This window comes from Falsihalocynthiibacter arcticus (assembly GCF_000812665.2).
In the GTDB taxonomy this organism is placed as follows: Bacteria; Pseudomonadota; Alphaproteobacteria; order Rhodobacterales; family Rhodobacteraceae; genus Falsihalocynthiibacter; species Falsihalocynthiibacter arcticus.
In genome coordinates this window covers 2,444,214-2,461,087 of sequence record NZ_CP014327.1, presented here as the reverse complement: position 1 = coordinate 2,461,087, position 16,874 = coordinate 2,444,214, and the positions used below count along the sequence as shown (strand labels likewise).

Genomic DNA, 16,874 nt, shown 5'->3' with positions numbered 1-16,874 from the left:
GATGCGCCGCGACCCTCGCAAACGCTACAGCATGACAGAACGGTTCACCGTCACACAGGGGCAACCACCCGTGTTTGGCGGGCTGATGCCACGCCGGATCAGCACACAAGACGGATACATCTTGCATATGTTGGTGTCTGGTGACCGACTAGACAAGCTGGCCCTTCATTACTACGGCGACCCGCGACTGTGGTGGGTAATCGCACAGGCAAATCCCGGCCTTTTGACTCCGGCTGATCTGTTGCACCGGACAGAAAATCCGGATGGAAACGGATTGCTGCGCATCGGGGCTGATATCCAGATCCCGCCCAAACCGGAGGAGGCCGAATGACCCTGCCCCTGATCTTTGACGTTGTTCAACCCGCGGGCCTGAAAATCCTTCTTGGGCAGGTCCCACTTGAGGCTGTGGATTTATACCCAGTGCTCGAAAACGTGACCGTCAACGTCAGCCGCACAGAGGCTGGGATCGCGAGCATCGCTTTGACATCAATGCGCGATGAAACTGGCGCGTGGCCCGTGCTGGACGGTGGTTATTTCAGCCGATGGAACCCTATTCGCATTGTTGCTGATTTTGGCAGCTATAGCGAAGACGTGCTTTGGGGGTATGTTCTTCAGGTCACGCCGGAATTTCCACAAGACCGCAGCGCTGCCAAAGTGACAGTCGAAATTCAGGACCAGACCATCGCGCTGGACCGTGAAACCAAGACCCGCGAATGGAACGCCCCTAGCAATGACACAGTCATGACAGATGGCGATATCGTGTCGTCAATCGGGGTGGCCAATGGGCTCAGAACCAAATCGTCCAATGGCGTAGGGCTCAGCGTTACGCCGTTGGCACAGGACAAAACCGACTTTCGCTTTATCACCGAGCGTGCCGAACAATTGGGTTACGAATTCCGCATTCAGTTCGGCGAAATTTTCTTTGGCCCGATCAATCTGTCAGGCACGCCACAAAAGACGCTTCTGGTTTATGCTGGCCCCGATACCACCGTGCTGGAATTTTCCATCGCCGAAGAGGCTGCCACCCCCGCCGAGGCCTTTTTATCCACCATGCAGGGCGGCGAAACGCCTGAACCGGTCGAAGCGCGGATGCAGCCGGACCTGAAAATCCTAGGGCGTGATGCGGCATACGAAGAAGGCCAAACCGGCCTGCCGCCATTTTCGTGGAACATCAAACCTGAAGGCGACCCGGACCCCGATGCGGCCCAGATGCTGGCGCAGGCTAAGGTCAACGAAGCGTCTCTTTCGATTGCAGCAGAGGCGCTGGTGGACAGCACCCTTTACGGCCACGTCATTCGCCCGGGCGCCACAATTGGCGTGGATGGGATCGGCCAGCGCTACGGCGGCGATTTTTATGTCGATGCGGTTGAACATGTATTTGACGCGACTGGCTATACGCAAAAAGCCAGCCTTCTCAAAAACGGCATAAATGGGGGTTAGAGGATGACAGAACAATCCACAACGGCCAACGATATGGCGCGCGTTCTTCAGGACAAACTGATCGGTAAATTCCGCGCCAGCGTCGTGGACAACAACGATCCCGACAACTTGGGCCGATTGCGGCTTAAGGTGCCAACGGTATATAAACAAGAGACGAGCGATTGGATACAAGGTGCCTTTCCTTTGGGTGGAAATGCCAAAGAGGCCCTGATGATGATCCCCGCAAACGGAAGCCACGTTTTAGTGGAATTCATCGAAGGGGCTCTCAACTCGCCAATTTGGACGGCCACGTATTTTCCGCAACGTACCACCCCTGTCAAACCGCATGAGACCTTTGATGGAGATCAAGGCGGGCTGCATTTGTTGCGGACCCGCAAAGGTATAGTGGTGCGACTTGAGGATGACGGAGAAGACAAACAAGTCATTGCCGTCACCCACCCCGGAGGCGGCGAACTGCGGATCGATACCGATGGCCTCATCACCATCAAAGATCAGGGCAAGGCACAGGTCACGCTGGATCCGGACACCAAGGTCGTTTCCATCAAGGGCCATGCCGATGGGGAGCTAAAGATCGAAAAAACCGCAACAACCTTGTCACACGGCAGCACCAAGATCGAACTTTCTGCGGCTGGTGTGACCGTGACGGGCACCAAGGTCGCATTGGACGGCGACTCCGTCACATTGGGCAAAGGGGCGGCCTCTCCGGTGCTGGACGCGCAAGCGTTTGCAGGGCTGTTTGATGCTCATGTCAATCCGCCGAATGCTATTTCACCGACGCCGCTTGGCCCGTTGTTGGCCGCGATGAGTCTCAAAAAAGTTAAGGGAGCCTGAGCCATGACAACCCAGACCCTGCGCGCGCGCACCAACTATCTCAGCTTTCCATTTCGAATGAGCCGTCAGGGCGCGGCACAGTCGGAACGACAGGCGCATATCCGCGAACAGATTACTCAATTGCTGTTCACCGAACCAGGCGAACGGGTGTTCCTACCCGAGTTCGGCATCGGTCTTGCGCGGGTGCTATTTATGCCTATGACCGATGCGCTTTGGCAGCAAATCGAAGTGACGCTTGGCGCAGGTCTGGCTGAGGTGCTGCGTGGCGAGATCCTCCCCGACAGCATCATCGTGCGCGCAGCCCCCGCACCGGATGACGGGGCGACCTTGCGCATCACCATCAGCTATACACTCGCTGCGTTAAATCTGTCCGAAACCCTTAGCTTTGACATCACCGACGGGGTGCTGCCCTTGCCCCGCTACACGGAGGCTTTGTAGATGGCACAGCGTCCTGAGCTTCAGCTTTCGTTTACACCCGGTGACTGTCCCGATTGCGGCAGCCGCCGTGCAGACATGCCGCCCGCTGCAGTGGCCGTGCCCGATGACATCGACCTGACCGCGCGCGATTTCGAAGGGTTGCGCCAGTTGATGCTCGAAAGCCTCGTGCTTGATAATCCGGACCGGCAACGCTGGAGCGAGGCCGACCTTGAAGTTGCGATTGTCGAAGTGTTGGCCGCGGGCCTTGATCAAATGTCCCACTCTATCGACGTATTGTTTGCCGAACGGTTCCTGCAAACCGCGCGCTGGCCCCGCTCGGTCGTGCGGTTGCTGACGATGATCGACGGTGTCGCACCCGCGGTTTCTGCCTTGCGTAGATTGATGCGCGAAGATGAACGGGACCGCTTCGGATTTGACGATCCTACACTCGCCCCTGCCGGGGCCCTCTTTGCAGCACTTGAAGCCCATCCACAGCTGACCGAAACCGCCAAGTTCGCGGCCCTTGAAGGCGTAAACCGTCTTGTCAGTTGCATATCGTTGGATGATCTGCGCGACCACTTGCGAGAGGTACCGTTGTTTAGTCAGGTTCAGGTTCGCTATTTGACCGAAGGCGGCATCGCAATCTACGAGGCCGCGATATTGCTTCAAGACAGCAATTGGCGGCTTGTTTCGCCTATTGATGATCTTGGCCAGTTTGCCACAGATTTCATCGACTATTTTCGCGATGTTGAGGCCGACCTGACCCCGCCTGCCGACGGGTTGGCCAGCGGTTCCACAGGCCTGCCTGCCCTGACCGATACAGAGATACGCCAGACAAGCATTCGTGCGGCGGTGACGTATGTGCTGCAGCCCCTGATGCCCATCGGCACCCGCTTTCGCCTGATCGAAGGTCAGACGATCGGTGTCTATATGCGGCTGTGCGTCGAAGTGGCGCCAACTTATTTCCGGTCCGAAGTCGGAGCGGCAGTACGCGACGTGTTGTCAACCGGACCAGCCGGCCTGTTTCAACAGGCCAAATTCGGGTTTGGCCAGCCGCTTTATGTGAGCGACATTCAAGAGGCTCTCTCGGCGCTCGAAGGGGTCGAGGGCGTTATTATAAGTCATTTGCAGATGGTGGGCGTTCCAGGTTCAGAGGCAAGTAATGTTGGAATTCTGATCCCCCCTGCAAACCGTGCCCTTGCGCTGGATGCCGACAATCCCGGCCCCGAAACCGGCTACTACACCCTTAAATTGTCTGGGGGATTGATCGGATGACCAATTTCACCGCAAATCCTGAAATACCGGATTTCACCCGTTGGAATCGGGCCGGTCTGGATCGTTTCGAATATCTTTCAGCCGGAGCTGCCGAATTCACCGAAGACTTGCGCATTCTGCAATTGCTGTTGTTCGCCAAGGGTCAGCATCCAGATGATTTCGACGACCCCGCCGCATGGGCCAAGGCGTTTGAAACTGGCGCATTTGCGGATGGTGGCACGCTAAGAGACGCGCTAGCAGCCCTACAATCCCATTCGGCCCGCCCCGACATGGATGGGATCACCGCACAAAATGCCAACCGCACGGAACGACTTTTGGCCCAGTTTCAGGCTGTGCTGACGGACCCATCAGCCCAAATTTCGCGCGCGTTTGCCCGTGCGCTTCATGGCTTGTCTCAGACCATAAACGCCTATGCCAACGAAGGCACCTTGCGCACAGCAACTCAAACGGTCCACGCCCATCACCTGTTATCGCTGATCGGGTTTCAACCTCGTCCTGCAGCCTCGGCTCTCACGCCGATTGCCTACCAGATCAAGGCAGATGCGGGGCGTATCACGCTTGATGCGGGTTTGGCGTTCGACTACGCCCTGCCACAAGGCGGCCCCGTCTTAACGTTTGAATCCTATAACGCCGTGGCGGCACACCCCGACCTGAACCGGATGCAATTCACCGGCCACGACACACAGCAAGATCCTATTCCCGCAGGCCAAGACACGTTCGAGCTGTCTGGAAAATCAGCCTTCACCACCGCAGCAAAAGGCGACATCGCGGTTCTTCAGGACGGAACAAGCAGAGAGGCCGTGATCGTCACCCTAGCTGATGCCGACGCGCGGTTACTTTCGGTTACACGCTCGGGGTATCAAAGTGTATCGGGCCACCTGCAATCGGCTGTTGTTGTCACCGCGCCCAAAACCCGCTGGGCAACCCGTCCGCGCGGGTCAACTTGGATCCACTTCAACGTGGCCCCTACCACTTTTCCGAATGCTGTCGTGCAACTTGGGAGGGGATCGGGCGGCGACCGTAGTTATCACAGGGTTCAAGAAGTGCGGAACCGTGATTTGCGGGTGGCCAACCTGCAAAGCCCTTGGGTCTTCGAAACCCTTGGCGCAGTCCAGTTTAGCGGCACCGCGACGGCGGTCGGTGATGACGGGACCTTCGAAATAGCGGTTCCATTGGTTGCGGAGGGCGCAGCACTGCCCCGATTTGCGGCAAGCGAAGACACCGCCCAAGAGGCCTACGCAACAATCATTGAGGACGGTCCAGGTGTCGATATCGACTGCATCACACCGTTCCAGTACTTTATATTCGAAAGCCAAGTTCAACGCACCACCTGCTACAGCCGTGGCGCTAATCTTGGGCCGTTGGTCGATTTGTCTGACAACTACATCTACCTTGAAGACGTCAAAGAATCTGACATCGCAACCCAACCTTTTGTGGTTTTGGAACACACAAATGGCGCCCTTTTTGCAACCTCCGTCACCGTCGTCAGTACCGATAGTTTCGGTATTGCCATCGAACCCGCGGATAGTCCGTTTGATACGGCAAAAGTTGTGGCAATCCATTGCAATTTCGCCGGCACCAGCGCAGTTGTTGCGGATGCCCGATCGCGCGGCGCGGTGTTTGCATCTGGCGATACTGTCATGCAGGTTAATTGCCCTGCATCCCAACAGGATTTGCTGCGCCCAGGTCGCATGGTTTTGATTATTGGCGATGATGGGGCGCCAACTGTGCAGGTCATCTTGCGAGAAGTGGTTTCGCAATCGGGTGATACGATCACACTTCGGGTCGATGAGCGGGGTCAGGATCTGTCCGGCCTGCGCAAAGGCTTTGCCCATTTGTTCGCCAACGTCGCGACGTTCGGTCACGGAAAGTCCATGCCGCCCCGCGTGTTGGGTAGCGGTGATGGCGCGCAAGCAGGTCAAATAATGCTGATTGAGGATCCGCAGGTTTCGACCCGCCAAAATTCCGACTTTCCAGGTGGTATTACAACGGACATCCAAATCACCGTCGAGGATCAGATTTGGCAGCAAATCGCCCCTGATGTAGCGCCGCCAAGTGACGGACCCTATTACAGCGTAGTGCAACAACCCGAAGGGCCGTTTACCGTCACTTTCCACCGCATATTACCGACGGGTGATGACAACGTCTTGCTCAGCCGTTTGCGCATTGGCGCGGGCCTTTTGGGTAATGACATTCCGCCTTACGGCGTCACCAACTTGCAACCCAAAAATCCCCTTGTTGATGCGGTTACCCAACCTTTCGCCCCCGAGGCAGGGGCGGATCTTGAAGGGGTAGAGGCCCTCCGCTCGGGTGGCAAAAGCCGCTATGCTTTGTTTGGGCGGGCCCTGAGTGTTGATGATTTTGCGCGGCTGGCAGAATCCCACGCGGCGGTTGTGCATGCCCACGCAGCCCTGTTGCGACAGGGACGCGGTCGCGGTGGAAATCGTATCCGGTTGTGGGTGGCCCCGACTGGCGGCACTGGATTGACGGCCTTTCAATCCGAACTGAACGCTATGTTGCGGGCCTCCAGTCTGCCCGGAACCCAAATTGAAATTATGACGTATCACAGCATCGCCCTGCGTGGGATTTGCCAAATCGCCCTAAAACCCGGTTATGCGGATCTGTTCACCATCCGAACCGAAATTGAAGACGCGTTGATGGCGCGCTTTGCAATTGCCGCGCGGCCGTTGGGTCAGCAACTTTATACATCCCAGATCGGCGCCGAGATCGAAGGGCATCGCGCCGTGTCCCATGTCATCACCCAATTGGACCTGCCCTGCGCAGATCCACATCTGACCTGCGTTTTGGACAACGACGGCGCTATTCAGGCGGCGCGGCCGACGCCGGATACGTCCGTGCACTTGATTGATGTAACCGATCTGACGCTTGAATTTGATGACACTATTGCGGGGGCAAACGGATGACCGATAACCCTATATTTGCCTCGCGGTGGGCCGAAATCCTCTGGCAAGACTTGCCAGAGACGATGCGACTTTACGACAACCCGCAGGTGCGCAGCTTTCCCGATCCGGCCAATCCCGCTGATGTTGTCGACGTGCGCTTGCCGGGTGATTTGCAGGCCTACATTGCCAGCTTCGGCAATCTGATGGATCAATTCGAGGCTACGTTGTCGCAGTTTTACGCTGACGGCTTTGTCGCCACCTCACCTGCGGATGACCCCGATGCCCGGCAGGTGCAGCCGTGGCTGGTCCCATATTTTGCAGATTTGATCGGGGTGACGCTGTATGCGCCCGACCCCGAAGGGCGACGCAATGAATTGTCGCAGGCGGTCTGGATTGCGCGCAGGCGTGGCAGCAGGGCTGCGGTGGATCGGGCCGCCGAATCCATTCTGGACCGCGACGTGATCACTGTTGTGGGGCTCGACCGGACACTGTTCACGCCTACATTCAAAACACCACGGCTCACGCAGGCCGAAATGACAGCAGACGCCCATGTCAAAGATGCGCTGATCCTGCACGAACCATTGCCAGCCAATCCGACCCTGACCCAAATGCGCCAACGCCACGCCGCGTTCCCGTTGGGCACACGACACACCGGTTTGCGCATGCGCGCGCGCGCCAGTCAGGGTCTGCGCCTTGATGCCGAAACCAAAAGCGTGCTGGACGCCGCCGGAGTGCGCAAAATGCTACGGTTTGAGGTCGTCGACAAAGCGGGCGTACCCTGCTTTGCCAACACCTACGAAGATCGGGCGCTACGCACGCCCGACGTCCGTGCGCCAAAAGTTGGTCCTGTCAGTGTCAGCACCATTGCGCGGCCCGATGCGGTCTATTTGCATGTGGCGCCACCGATGGGGCAATTTGACGAAACAATCCACGTCCTGCCCACACGGCCCAGCTTTGCGGATGGGGATTGGACAGGGCCAGCCGCGCCAGATCCAGCCAAGACCCCACTTTATCGACCCAATTCAGGTAACGTGACTCTGCTGAACTTGCCAAACGGGCGCGATGGCAACGGGTGGTATCAGATCACTGGCTTGAATCTGGACGGGGTCCTGCGCATCCGTCCGAATTGCAATGTCACACTTGAAAATTGCGCGATACGTGACATCGAGATGTCCAAGAACGCCACCCTCACGCTGCGCCACAGCATCTGCGTTAGCATCACCGCCAATACATTGGGAAGTTCGTGCACGTTAGAATATGTCACTGTCACAGGTCCTGCGGTTTTCCGACAATTAAATGCCAGTGAGACAATTTTTGCCGACCTCAGATTTGGGCCGAACCCGCAGGCTGGTTGCCTGCGGTACAGTCGGTTTGTCGGCCCACCCCTTCCGGCGAGCGTCTCGCAACGCAATTCGTCAACGGGGGCGGTTTCTTTCGTTAACTGGCCCTGTCTGCCCGACCCCAACGCTCCTGCGACACTGCAAACTCGAACCGCCAATTTCGGCGAACCGGGCTATGGCATTCTGGCCCAGAACAATCCGGTTGCTGTTACCAACGGCGCTGAAGATGGCGGCGAACTGGGCCGTTATCACGATGCATTTCATTTAGCCCGATTGGCCGCTGCGGCACGGAGGGCACAGGATTTTACCCCCGCGGGACAACGTGTGTTCGCCCATTACGACATGCGCACAGTGGCCCCGCTGCCCGTTTCCGGCGGAATTTAAAGGAGTTATGACATGAGTGGATCTCACAGCCGTTATGGCCATCAACTACACAAAGATTATTCCCGTCTTGATCTCTTGCAGGGCGCAATGGTTACCGATGATGACCAACGTGTCGCGGGCCAGTTGGTCGGACGCAACAGTCAAAGACAATCGGACATGGCCCTGGGGCATGGCGTGCCAGAAGACGGCGGTGTTCTAGACTACCGCACGACATCCGGCCCAGCAGATGTAAACCACGTTGACGGTCTAAAACCCGGCCGTGTGGTGGCCCAAGGGCTTTGGGGACAGGTTCACCTCGCACCCGCGCAAACCCTGACAACGCCGCTGGACCTGATTGCAAAACAGGCAGGTTTTCTGGCGGCAGGGCCAGTGCCGGACGCGAACCGCTATGCGCTGTATTGTGACATTTGGGACCGACATGCGGGGGCCGCAGAAGACGCGCGGCTGGTCGATACCGCCTTTCTTGGCGCGCAAACGTCGGTGGCCAAGGAACGCTTGGCGCAGATCAAATTGATCCCCATCGACGCATTTGCACACCCGTTGATCGAAACTGATCTGCCCAAAACTGGCCAGCTGCGCCTGACCGCAGCTACAACCACCGCCGACATCTTGGCCAGCGACGCGTGCGATCCCTGCGCCACAGCCATTGAGCCGGACAATCAATCGCTCAATCAACTTTTCCGCTTCGAAATCCACGACAGTGATTTCGCTCAGGCCAGTATCAGTGGTGGCACTTTGAGCTGTACAGACCCGATAAACGCGACTGGTTCTGGCAAGATCACCGTCAAATTCAGCCGCGACAATGGCAGCCTCGAAGTGCCCGGCGCCGATGTGGCGCAGATCACAGACGATCCGTTCCTTGTCAGCGAGGTATTTGAAATTGCGACCCTCGAAAGTGAGCAGCAACTTGGCCTACGCAGTCAGCCTGACGGCCCGAGGCTGGCGGAATTGGTCACCTTGGCACAACTGCGCAACCTGCCTGTGGGCAGCCTGGCAGACAAGATTATTAGGCTCTGGGACGGCGCGGTGGAGCTTGATCTGGCGCAAGCAAACCTTGCCCCCACCCCGTCGGCGGTAACAGCATACAGGGTCAAATCACCAAGACGGGTGGCACTTGGACCATTTCGATCAAAGTGCTGGATTTTGACCTCGAATTCACCGCTGCCATCGGTGCGGGACAAGTTCCGTTTATCTTGCCCGGTGACGCCTACGCGCTGGAAGTCCGTGAATACGCGGATGAGTTGGGTGAAACCCTGTTCTTTGATCCTGACCCCGTCGAAGTAGATCACCACTACACCTATCTGGCCGAGATCGCAGGGCAGGCAATCGTCACAGAGACATCTCAATCAGACATGCGCAGCCGCAGGTTCAGCCCACTCACAGCCCTTCAGGCCGACCAGATTGAATGGTCCAATCATCATCACACGGATGTCGACACCAATACCGTTCAAGGGGCGATTGACCTGCTTTGGGGCCGCGATTCCGGCGATGAATGCATCTGCACCTTTTGCATCGTCCCCGATCAGAACCTGACCCAGCAGCTTTCCGAAATCTTTGCCAAACTAGCAGTGCTCGGCGCTGAGCTGCCCACGGAAAAAATGAATTCCGCAGTGATCTGTTTTCCGCGCGGGGTATTCTTTCTGGAGGGTCCAGTGAACGCATCGGGTCTTGATCACATTACTTTGCGGGGCGCAGGACGTGAGGCGACGGAAATCGTCCAAAAATCAGGTGCAACGCTGTCGATCGAAAAGTGCGCGGCCCTAACGGTCGAGGATCTTTCCATGACCATTCCGGAAGACGCTGCGTCTGTTCAGCTCGCTGTCACCGCCATCCAGTCCACAACCTTGTCGCGTTGCCTGTTCTCGGGCCCGACAGGGGCAAAGGCTGACGAAGAACCGATTGCTCTGGTAAGCATCGACGGACAAAGCGGAAGCGTCGATGCCAGCGTTTGGGTAAAGGAATGCATTTTTGGCGTCCTTGAACATCGGCTTGGGTTGCGTATAAGCACCGACGGCCTGCAAGTGGTACGCGATTGCCAGTTTATAGGGACACCGCAGGCGACACGTGGCAAATTTGGCGGCATCATCAGCAAATATCTTGACGGGACAAACGTGGTCGCGAAAGCCCCCGGCGTTGATCTGGGCCCAAAGAGTGGCCTGTATCAGGTGACCGGCGTGGATGATCGCGTCTATGATGTCAGTCATGTGCCAATGTCTGACCGCGACGCGCTGATCCGTTATGTCATCGACGCGCAAGTCATTGCGGGTGTCGATGCACCGCGCAATGCCGAAGAATGGAAACTTGTGGCAGCCGGAATCGAAGGCATCACCTTCAAGGCGTTGGCCGCGCCGATTGCCGATGGAACGCTTGGCCCCGCAACCGACCTTGGTGGTGGGCGGGCTGAGAACCCTTTTGCAATCACCCGCGACACAGTCGAGCCAGTCGCAATTGGTCGCGATACAGGTGGCCCTATCATCGGCAATCCGGTCGGCGCGCGCCGTGCGCTCGCGGGGCGTGGCAGTTTCGGCGGATTTACAACAGACATGATTTCCGCAGACGAACTGGAAAACATCCGCCTGTCTGAACACGACATTAAACAGGTACACGAAGCGCTGGGGGATTTCGTGCTGACCGCACAGGTGGCCAGCTTCCACCGCAATTTCGGGGTGTTGATCGTACCTGCCGCACATTCGCGGACCCAGATCTCGGGGAACCAGTTCAAATGGGTGCATTCCGCCATCGTAGTTATCGGCAGTCATCCGACCAAACGCAGTGGGGTGCTAACCGGCACCTCTAGCGTGACCGTCACGCGCAATTCCATCCAGCGCACACCGATCAAGGGCTCTAGCCAAGCCAAAGCCAAAGGCGGCCTGTATCCAGCGGCGATCACCCTACGCAACGTCGGGCGATGCGATGTCTCGTACAACTCGGTGCAACAATTGGTGACAACGGCCGCGCAATTCAACAACTATATCATCGGGTATCTCAACGCTAAAACCATGGCCGTCACTGACGAAGGCTTTAGTGCGATCGAAATGCGCGGTGCAATTGGCCCCGTGACGCAGGCTATAGGCAACGAAGCCCTCTATTTTCGACACGCCGTGTTTGCCAACGGCGAACCTCAGTGGCAGGGCTCGCCCAGCCAAAACCCGAACCTGCGCGAGAATTTCTGGACCTTCCGGCGCAATTGCGTCCTGCCCGCCACCGAAGTCTCGACAGGTGTCAGTTTCAGCGGGGCCCTCTTTGGCACCGCCTTGATGGACCACATGCGGATCATTCCGTTTAACTCGGCTGACGACAATCATCCCCCGCATCCGTTCAATAATCAGTAACAGGAGCACCCATGGAACAAGCACTGGACAAAAAGGCCAAGCTCAAGTCCCCGGTCATCGACAAGGCCGCCCCAACCAAGGGCGGCGCGGATGTTGCACAGGACAAAGCTGACATCGGTGCCATGCTGCGCCCCGAAAAAGGCGAAGGTGCGGGCCAAAAAATCAAGGTTGGGGCCGCCAATGACTCGGCTGAAAAAGAAGCCGATGCCGTGGCCGACGCCATCACCAAACCTCAAGCAAAGGACGACACACCAAAGCCTGAAGGCGAGGAAGCTGATTCAAGCGGCCCGATGCGGCCCAATATTAGGGGGCCCCCGGCGCTGCCCACTCCTGATCTGAATTCCACCACTGTGAAGTCGGACATTGTGCCTTTGATACGGCGGGTCGTCGCAGACCAGAACGGCAGCCAGCCGAACACAGATGCTTTGGCGTCCGTACCTACTATTGATGGCAAAATGGCCGAAGTGGGTGTCAGCGCCAGCGAAGAAGCCGAGTTCGAAAACATGTCGAACAACGACTTTTCTGTGCTCAGCGACGGACAAAACGCGATCATGATGAAATCCACCGCAGGGGCCACAGGCCAGCGGGCGGATTACTTGCCAGACTCTTTGGCCCGCCTTGTACAATCACCGGGGCAGGGGTCACGATTGCCTGTGGGGCTGGCCCTACGGATGCAAGACATGCTTGGTGTCGATCTGCGTGCAATCCGCGTGCACACTGGTCCACAGGCCCAGATTCTTGCGGCGCACGTTCAAGCCCGCGCTTTTGCCTACGGTGCTGACATTTTTCTGCGTAACCCAGGAGATATTGCTGATCCGCATTTGATGGCGCATGAAACCGCCCATTGTATCCAACAAGGTGCTGCACGGCCGCTTACGCGCCAGGCCATCCAACCCCAGCCCCGTGCGCCGCCCGCAACGCTGCGTCGGTTTGATGAAGAAGGCGATGACGGCTGGTTGGAGCGCGGTGCAGAACGGCTGGCTGATCGCCTCGACAGCTATCAACTTCTCAAGGTATTGATCGGCCGACGGCTGTTCACCGGCGCCACGGTTCAACAAGATGCGATGTCCTACGTCGGCGCATTTATGAATTTCATCGGCGCCAACGAAACCTTTGAACAAATGAAAGACTCGGGGTCCCTCGAACGCGGGTTCCAGACAATCCGCGAAGGGGCTGACCGCTATAACCTGAATTGGCCACGGGTCCGCGACATGTTCAGCCGCGCCTATGACGACTTTGAATGGACCTCTCCAATCTCCAGCCTGAGCCGAATTTTTTCGCCGTTCTTTTCTGATCTGGTCAACTTTGGCATCTTGATCCTCAAGGTCGTTGCTGAATTGGTCGCCGAAGCCTTCGTCATTGGGTTTGGCCCGCTTGGTCAAGAGGTCTGGGAAAAAATCAAAGCCATCGGCGAGGTCATCGGCCTTGTGCTGGAAAACCCGCTTGGGTTTGCGATGAACCTGCTGCGATCTGTGGCATTGGGCATCGAGAACTTCGGCTACAACATCCTGAATCATGTCAAAAAGGGGCTTCTGGCTTGGGTGCTAGGTCCGCTTGCCGCGATGGGGGTTCAGCTGCCCGAAACCCTTGACCTGAAAGGCATAATCAACGTCCTGCTTCAGGTCCTCGGATTGACCTATCCGCAACTGCGACCCCGTATCGTGCGCGCCCTAAATCCGCGCGGGGAGATTAAGGTCACTCTGGTTGAGCGATTGATCGAGATCATCAACATCCTGCGCACCGACGGCATTGCTGGAATCTGGCGAAAGTTTCTCGAATACGTCGAAAACTTGCAAATGACGGTGATCAACGGCATCCGCGATTGGGTCGTGCGCGCGGTCATACAGGCGGGCATCCGCAAGCTTGTGGCGTGGTCCAATCCCGCAGGGGCATTGCTGGATATCCTATTGACCATCTACAAACTGATCGTCTTCTTTGTCGAAAAGTTCCAGCAAATCCTCAGCTTCGCGAGCTCGATTTTCGAGAGTATTGGCAAAATCGCGCGCGGCCAACTGGCGGACGCGGCGCGCGCAATTGAAAATACACTGGCGCTTACCATCCCCATCATGATCTCGTTCCTGACCAACCTGCTGGGCCTCCCCGACATCGCAGGCACCGTCCGAAATATCATCGAACAATTGCGCGCGCGCGTGCATGCGGCGGTGGACAAGGTCCTCGATTTTGTCATCAAAAAGGTCAAAAAGCTGATTGCACGGCTGATCGGTGCCTTTAAATCAGACGAAGGCGAACCCGAAGGCAGCGTGAACATGCAAGGCACGCAACACACGCTGGCCTATGAACAAGTCGGACGAGAGCGAAAACTCTATATGAATTCGGAAAAAACCGAAGTCACGAATGCCAAGCTGACCGAAAACAAAGAAAAGATGGAGGAGCATTGCACCGACCCTATCACCAGTGAAGCGGTTCCCCATATTGATGCTGCGGCACAACTCGCACAAGAAAGCGAACAGCACGAGGCACGGGTTGCTCGCGGCCCGGAAAGCAACGCCGCGTCGCCCGACAACAATACCAAACGCGCTGAAACGCTGGCTCAGATGGCCGAAAAACTGTCCGCAGGCACCGATCCCAACATCCGCTCAACCGAGGCCGTCAGATCCGGCGACGAAGACGTCGACGACCAATCGCCCCAATCCACCGTACAAGATGGCGAGACCGTCGCCGATGACCAGAAAACCAACGTAGAACCGGACATGGAAGACATGCATTTCCGCTATGTCATCGTGCCGGAAGAATCTGCGCTTGAGGCTTCATGGGGGCCTTGGTCGGACATGGTAGCCAAACGCGAAACCTTCAAAACCGAGCTTCAGGCACAAGGCCTTGAAGGGCGCTATGCTGTCGATCTTGATCACAACCCAGAATACCAAATTCTATGGCGGCTGGGGCATCTTGAATACAGTGATGATCAGCGCAATCCCGGAGATGAGACGAACACAATGACCCGCATGTTCCCCAAAATTAGCGAACTTTACGGGCATGCCGATTTGGCCCAGCCCGAAAGCCGCACAAGACGCGGATCCGACAGGGATTTTGTCATGGCCATCCGCTATGACGCGCACCGCGGCCTGTCCAATACACAGACGGCAAATGTCGATAAATTCAAATCGCTTTGTGAATATCTGCCAAGCCGCAAAGCCTTTGTGCCAAAGCCTGGAAAAATGGCTGATTTGGTTAGTACGGCGTGGGGCAGTCCTATCGATGCGGCCGCTCAAACCCACCAATCTGAAGTAGATGCTGCCTATGCTAAAATGTTCGAAGACAGCTTTGTCAGCGATGAAACGCTGGCCGATATCCGCAGCAAAGGCCCCAGCATGATCGACAGCGCCGTGTCTGTCGTCAACGGTGAAGCGCCCGCATTGCCCGAAGGCGAAGCCGCAGCAGGCCATCTCGGGGGCATCGGAATGCGGCGTGATCCTGTGGACGCAGAACTGGTCACAGGCAATTACAGCACACTGGCCAGCGAGATAACACAACGCGCACCAAGCTATGGCAGCGTCTTTGACAAACACCACCTTGTCGAGAAGTCTATTTTGGGCGTTGTGCGCGACAATTTCACCAACGCCAACCTTTTGTCGGCACTAACGTCATCGGGGGGAACCGTGGCGGGGCAAACCGTACCCGGCACCGGACTAGGCGAAGTGGCTACAAACGCATTGCAAAGCATCACCAGCAGGGTGCCCGCATTGGCGGGAATGGATACCGGCGCAGAACAGACCACGCTGCTGGCCAACGACGGCTTTACACCGCAAACCGCCTTTGCGTCTGGCAGCGTCGAGGCGGGGGGCTATGCAATTTCGGTGCTCAAGGTGACAAACGGTTTGTTGGGAAGCCAATCGCCCGACAACGTCAACACCGCAGTCTCTGCCACGCTCGGATCCCGACTTGAAGCCCGCGCGAGCGCGATGCGTCAGGCCATCACCAGCGAATACGCCTCGGTCTCCGCCGATGAGGACGCGCCCCCGAGGCCGCGCAAGCGCAGGTTTCACAGGCGACTGCGCGGATCAGATCGACACTGCAATCGGAAGCGAACGATACCTTCAGAACAGATCTCGTGGCCGCGTTGCCGAATGTGTTGGACCAACTGACATCCAACGCCCACTCAGACTTTGTGAGTAAAATTCAAGATTCTCTAGGGCAAACCTATCCGGCAAATGCACAGTTCCCACCGGGATCGGAAGCCGCAGAAGTATTCGGAAACCTGTCTAACCGTTATGATTACGGCCCCGGAAACCTAGACGTGGTACAGCAGGAAAACCGCACTCGTTGGGTTGCCTAGCACGTTAAAAGCAGTGTGTCTCGTCATTGGTTTTCATAAAAACCTTGTCCGTCCATCCTTTAAGCCCCGCATAACGGTGTGCATTCGAACTGGCACGGCGGATGCACGGTCATCCACGGCGACGTTTTTGCTGGTTGAGTTTTTCTAACGCCGCAGTCGCCTGGTCCCCATCCTCATAGGTAAAAGGCCATGAACTTGGCATTGATCCGATGGTGTTGGATAATGCTTCGAAGGCGATTCAGCAGATTGCCAACGTTGATACCAGATTATTTCCCCTACTGGCTCTCAACCATCTGAGCGTTGTTACTGGATTAAAACACGGTCGCCAGAAAGACGGGACGCTACCGTCATTTCTATATGAAAAAGAAGGTGCCAGGCCGCAGGAACATGCGCATGGGTGGTGTCATGTGTGGACGACCCCTGTTTTGCAAGGATTAATTTGAGTTGATTTTGATCGTTGCAGGTTGCGGTCATGTGTCCGGCCTTTGTGCGCGGTGCATGTAACCGCTGGCCTTTCCTCTCAGCGATGCCAGCATCGCCTGCCGGAACCCGGATGAAGTCCGCATGCCAGGTCCCAAATCAGACGAACGAGCTTTGAGGATGAGGTGGGATTCGAACCCAAAGTTTGGATTAAGAAACCACGCACGTATTAAAACGC

At 56.9% G+C, this 16,874-nt stretch carries 9 protein-coding genes; all 9 read left to right on the top strand.

All coding sequences use genetic code 11. The features are described 5' to 3' along the window. The first annotated feature begins 1 nt into the window (after position 1). Entirely contained in the window at positions 2-331 is a 330-nt protein-coding gene (locus RC74_RS22205) for a LysM peptidoglycan-binding domain-containing protein (protein ID WP_156477464.1), read from the top strand. Further along, positions 328-1,440 carry a hypothetical protein gene (locus tag RC74_RS12180; RefSeq protein WP_052275158.1) on the top strand — a complete coding sequence of 371 codons (1,113 nt, stop codon included), beginning with the start codon at positions 328-330 and terminating at the stop codon, positions 1,438-1,440. The genes RC74_RS22205 and RC74_RS12180 overlap by 4 nt, the downstream gene beginning before the upstream one ends. A gap of 3 nt (positions 1,441-1,443) precedes the next feature. Beyond that, on the top strand, positions 1,444-2,271 hold the full coding sequence (locus RC74_RS12175) for a phage baseplate assembly protein V (protein ID WP_039004692.1): 828 nt from the start codon (positions 1,444-1,446) through the stop codon (positions 2,269-2,271). 3 nt (positions 2,272-2,274) lie between these two features. Then, positions 2,275-2,709, top strand: a complete 435-nt coding sequence (locus RC74_RS12170; RefSeq protein ID WP_052275157.1) for a GPW/gp25 family protein — start codon at positions 2,275-2,277, stop codon at positions 2,707-2,709. After that, complete coding sequence (locus RC74_RS12165) at positions 2,710-3,963, top strand: hypothetical protein (RefSeq protein ID WP_039004691.1); 1,254 nt, start codon at positions 2,710-2,712, stop codon at positions 3,961-3,963. It abuts the gene before it with no gap. Next, positions 3,960-6,887: a baseplate J/gp47 family protein gene (locus RC74_RS12160; RefSeq protein WP_039004690.1), complete on the top strand. Its 2,928-nt coding sequence runs from the start codon at positions 3,960-3,962 to the stop codon at positions 6,885-6,887. The genes RC74_RS12165 and RC74_RS12160 overlap by 4 nt, the downstream gene beginning before the upstream one ends. Then, positions 6,884-8,590, top strand: coding sequence for a hypothetical protein (locus RC74_RS12155; protein ID WP_039004689.1), 1,707 nt, complete (start codon positions 6,884-6,886; stop codon positions 8,588-8,590). The genes RC74_RS12160 and RC74_RS12155 overlap by 4 nt, the downstream gene beginning before the upstream one ends. Positions 8,591-8,602: 12 nt before the next feature. Continuing rightward, on the top strand, positions 8,603-9,874 hold the full coding sequence (locus tag RC74_RS23025; protein ID WP_062628245.1) for a DUF6519 domain-containing protein: 1,272 nt from the start codon (positions 8,603-8,605) through the stop codon (positions 9,872-9,874). A 2,059-nt stretch (positions 9,875-11,933) separates the two neighbouring features. Then, a complete protein-coding gene (locus RC74_RS12140) occupies positions 11,934-16,025 on the top strand; it encodes an eCIS core domain-containing protein (protein ID WP_062628243.1) in 4,092 nt (1,363 codons plus the stop codon). The last annotated feature ends 849 nt before the right edge of the window (positions 16,026-16,874 follow it).

Coding starts and splice junctions, on each gene's coding strand:
- RC74_RS22205 (WP_156477464.1), top strand. CDS start 2: ATGCGCCGCGACCCTCGCAAACGCTACAGCATGACAGAACGGTTCACC.
- RC74_RS12180 (WP_052275158.1), top strand. CDS start 328: ATGACCCTGCCCCTGATCTTTGACGTTGTTCAACCCGCGGGCCTGAAA.
- RC74_RS12175 (WP_039004692.1), top strand. CDS start 1,444: ATGACAGAACAATCCACAACGGCCAACGATATGGCGCGCGTTCTTCAG.
- RC74_RS12170 (WP_052275157.1), top strand. CDS start 2,275: ATGACAACCCAGACCCTGCGCGCGCGCACCAACTATCTCAGCTTTCCA.
- RC74_RS12165 (WP_039004691.1), top strand. CDS start 2,710: ATGGCACAGCGTCCTGAGCTTCAGCTTTCGTTTACACCCGGTGACTGT.
- RC74_RS12160 (WP_039004690.1), top strand. CDS start 3,960: ATGACCAATTTCACCGCAAATCCTGAAATACCGGATTTCACCCGTTGG.
- RC74_RS12155 (WP_039004689.1), top strand. CDS start 6,884: ATGACCGATAACCCTATATTTGCCTCGCGGTGGGCCGAAATCCTCTGG.
- RC74_RS23025 (WP_062628245.1), top strand. CDS start 8,603: ATGAGTGGATCTCACAGCCGTTATGGCCATCAACTACACAAAGATTAT.
- RC74_RS12140 (WP_062628243.1), top strand. CDS start 11,934: ATGGAACAAGCACTGGACAAAAAGGCCAAGCTCAAGTCCCCGGTCATC.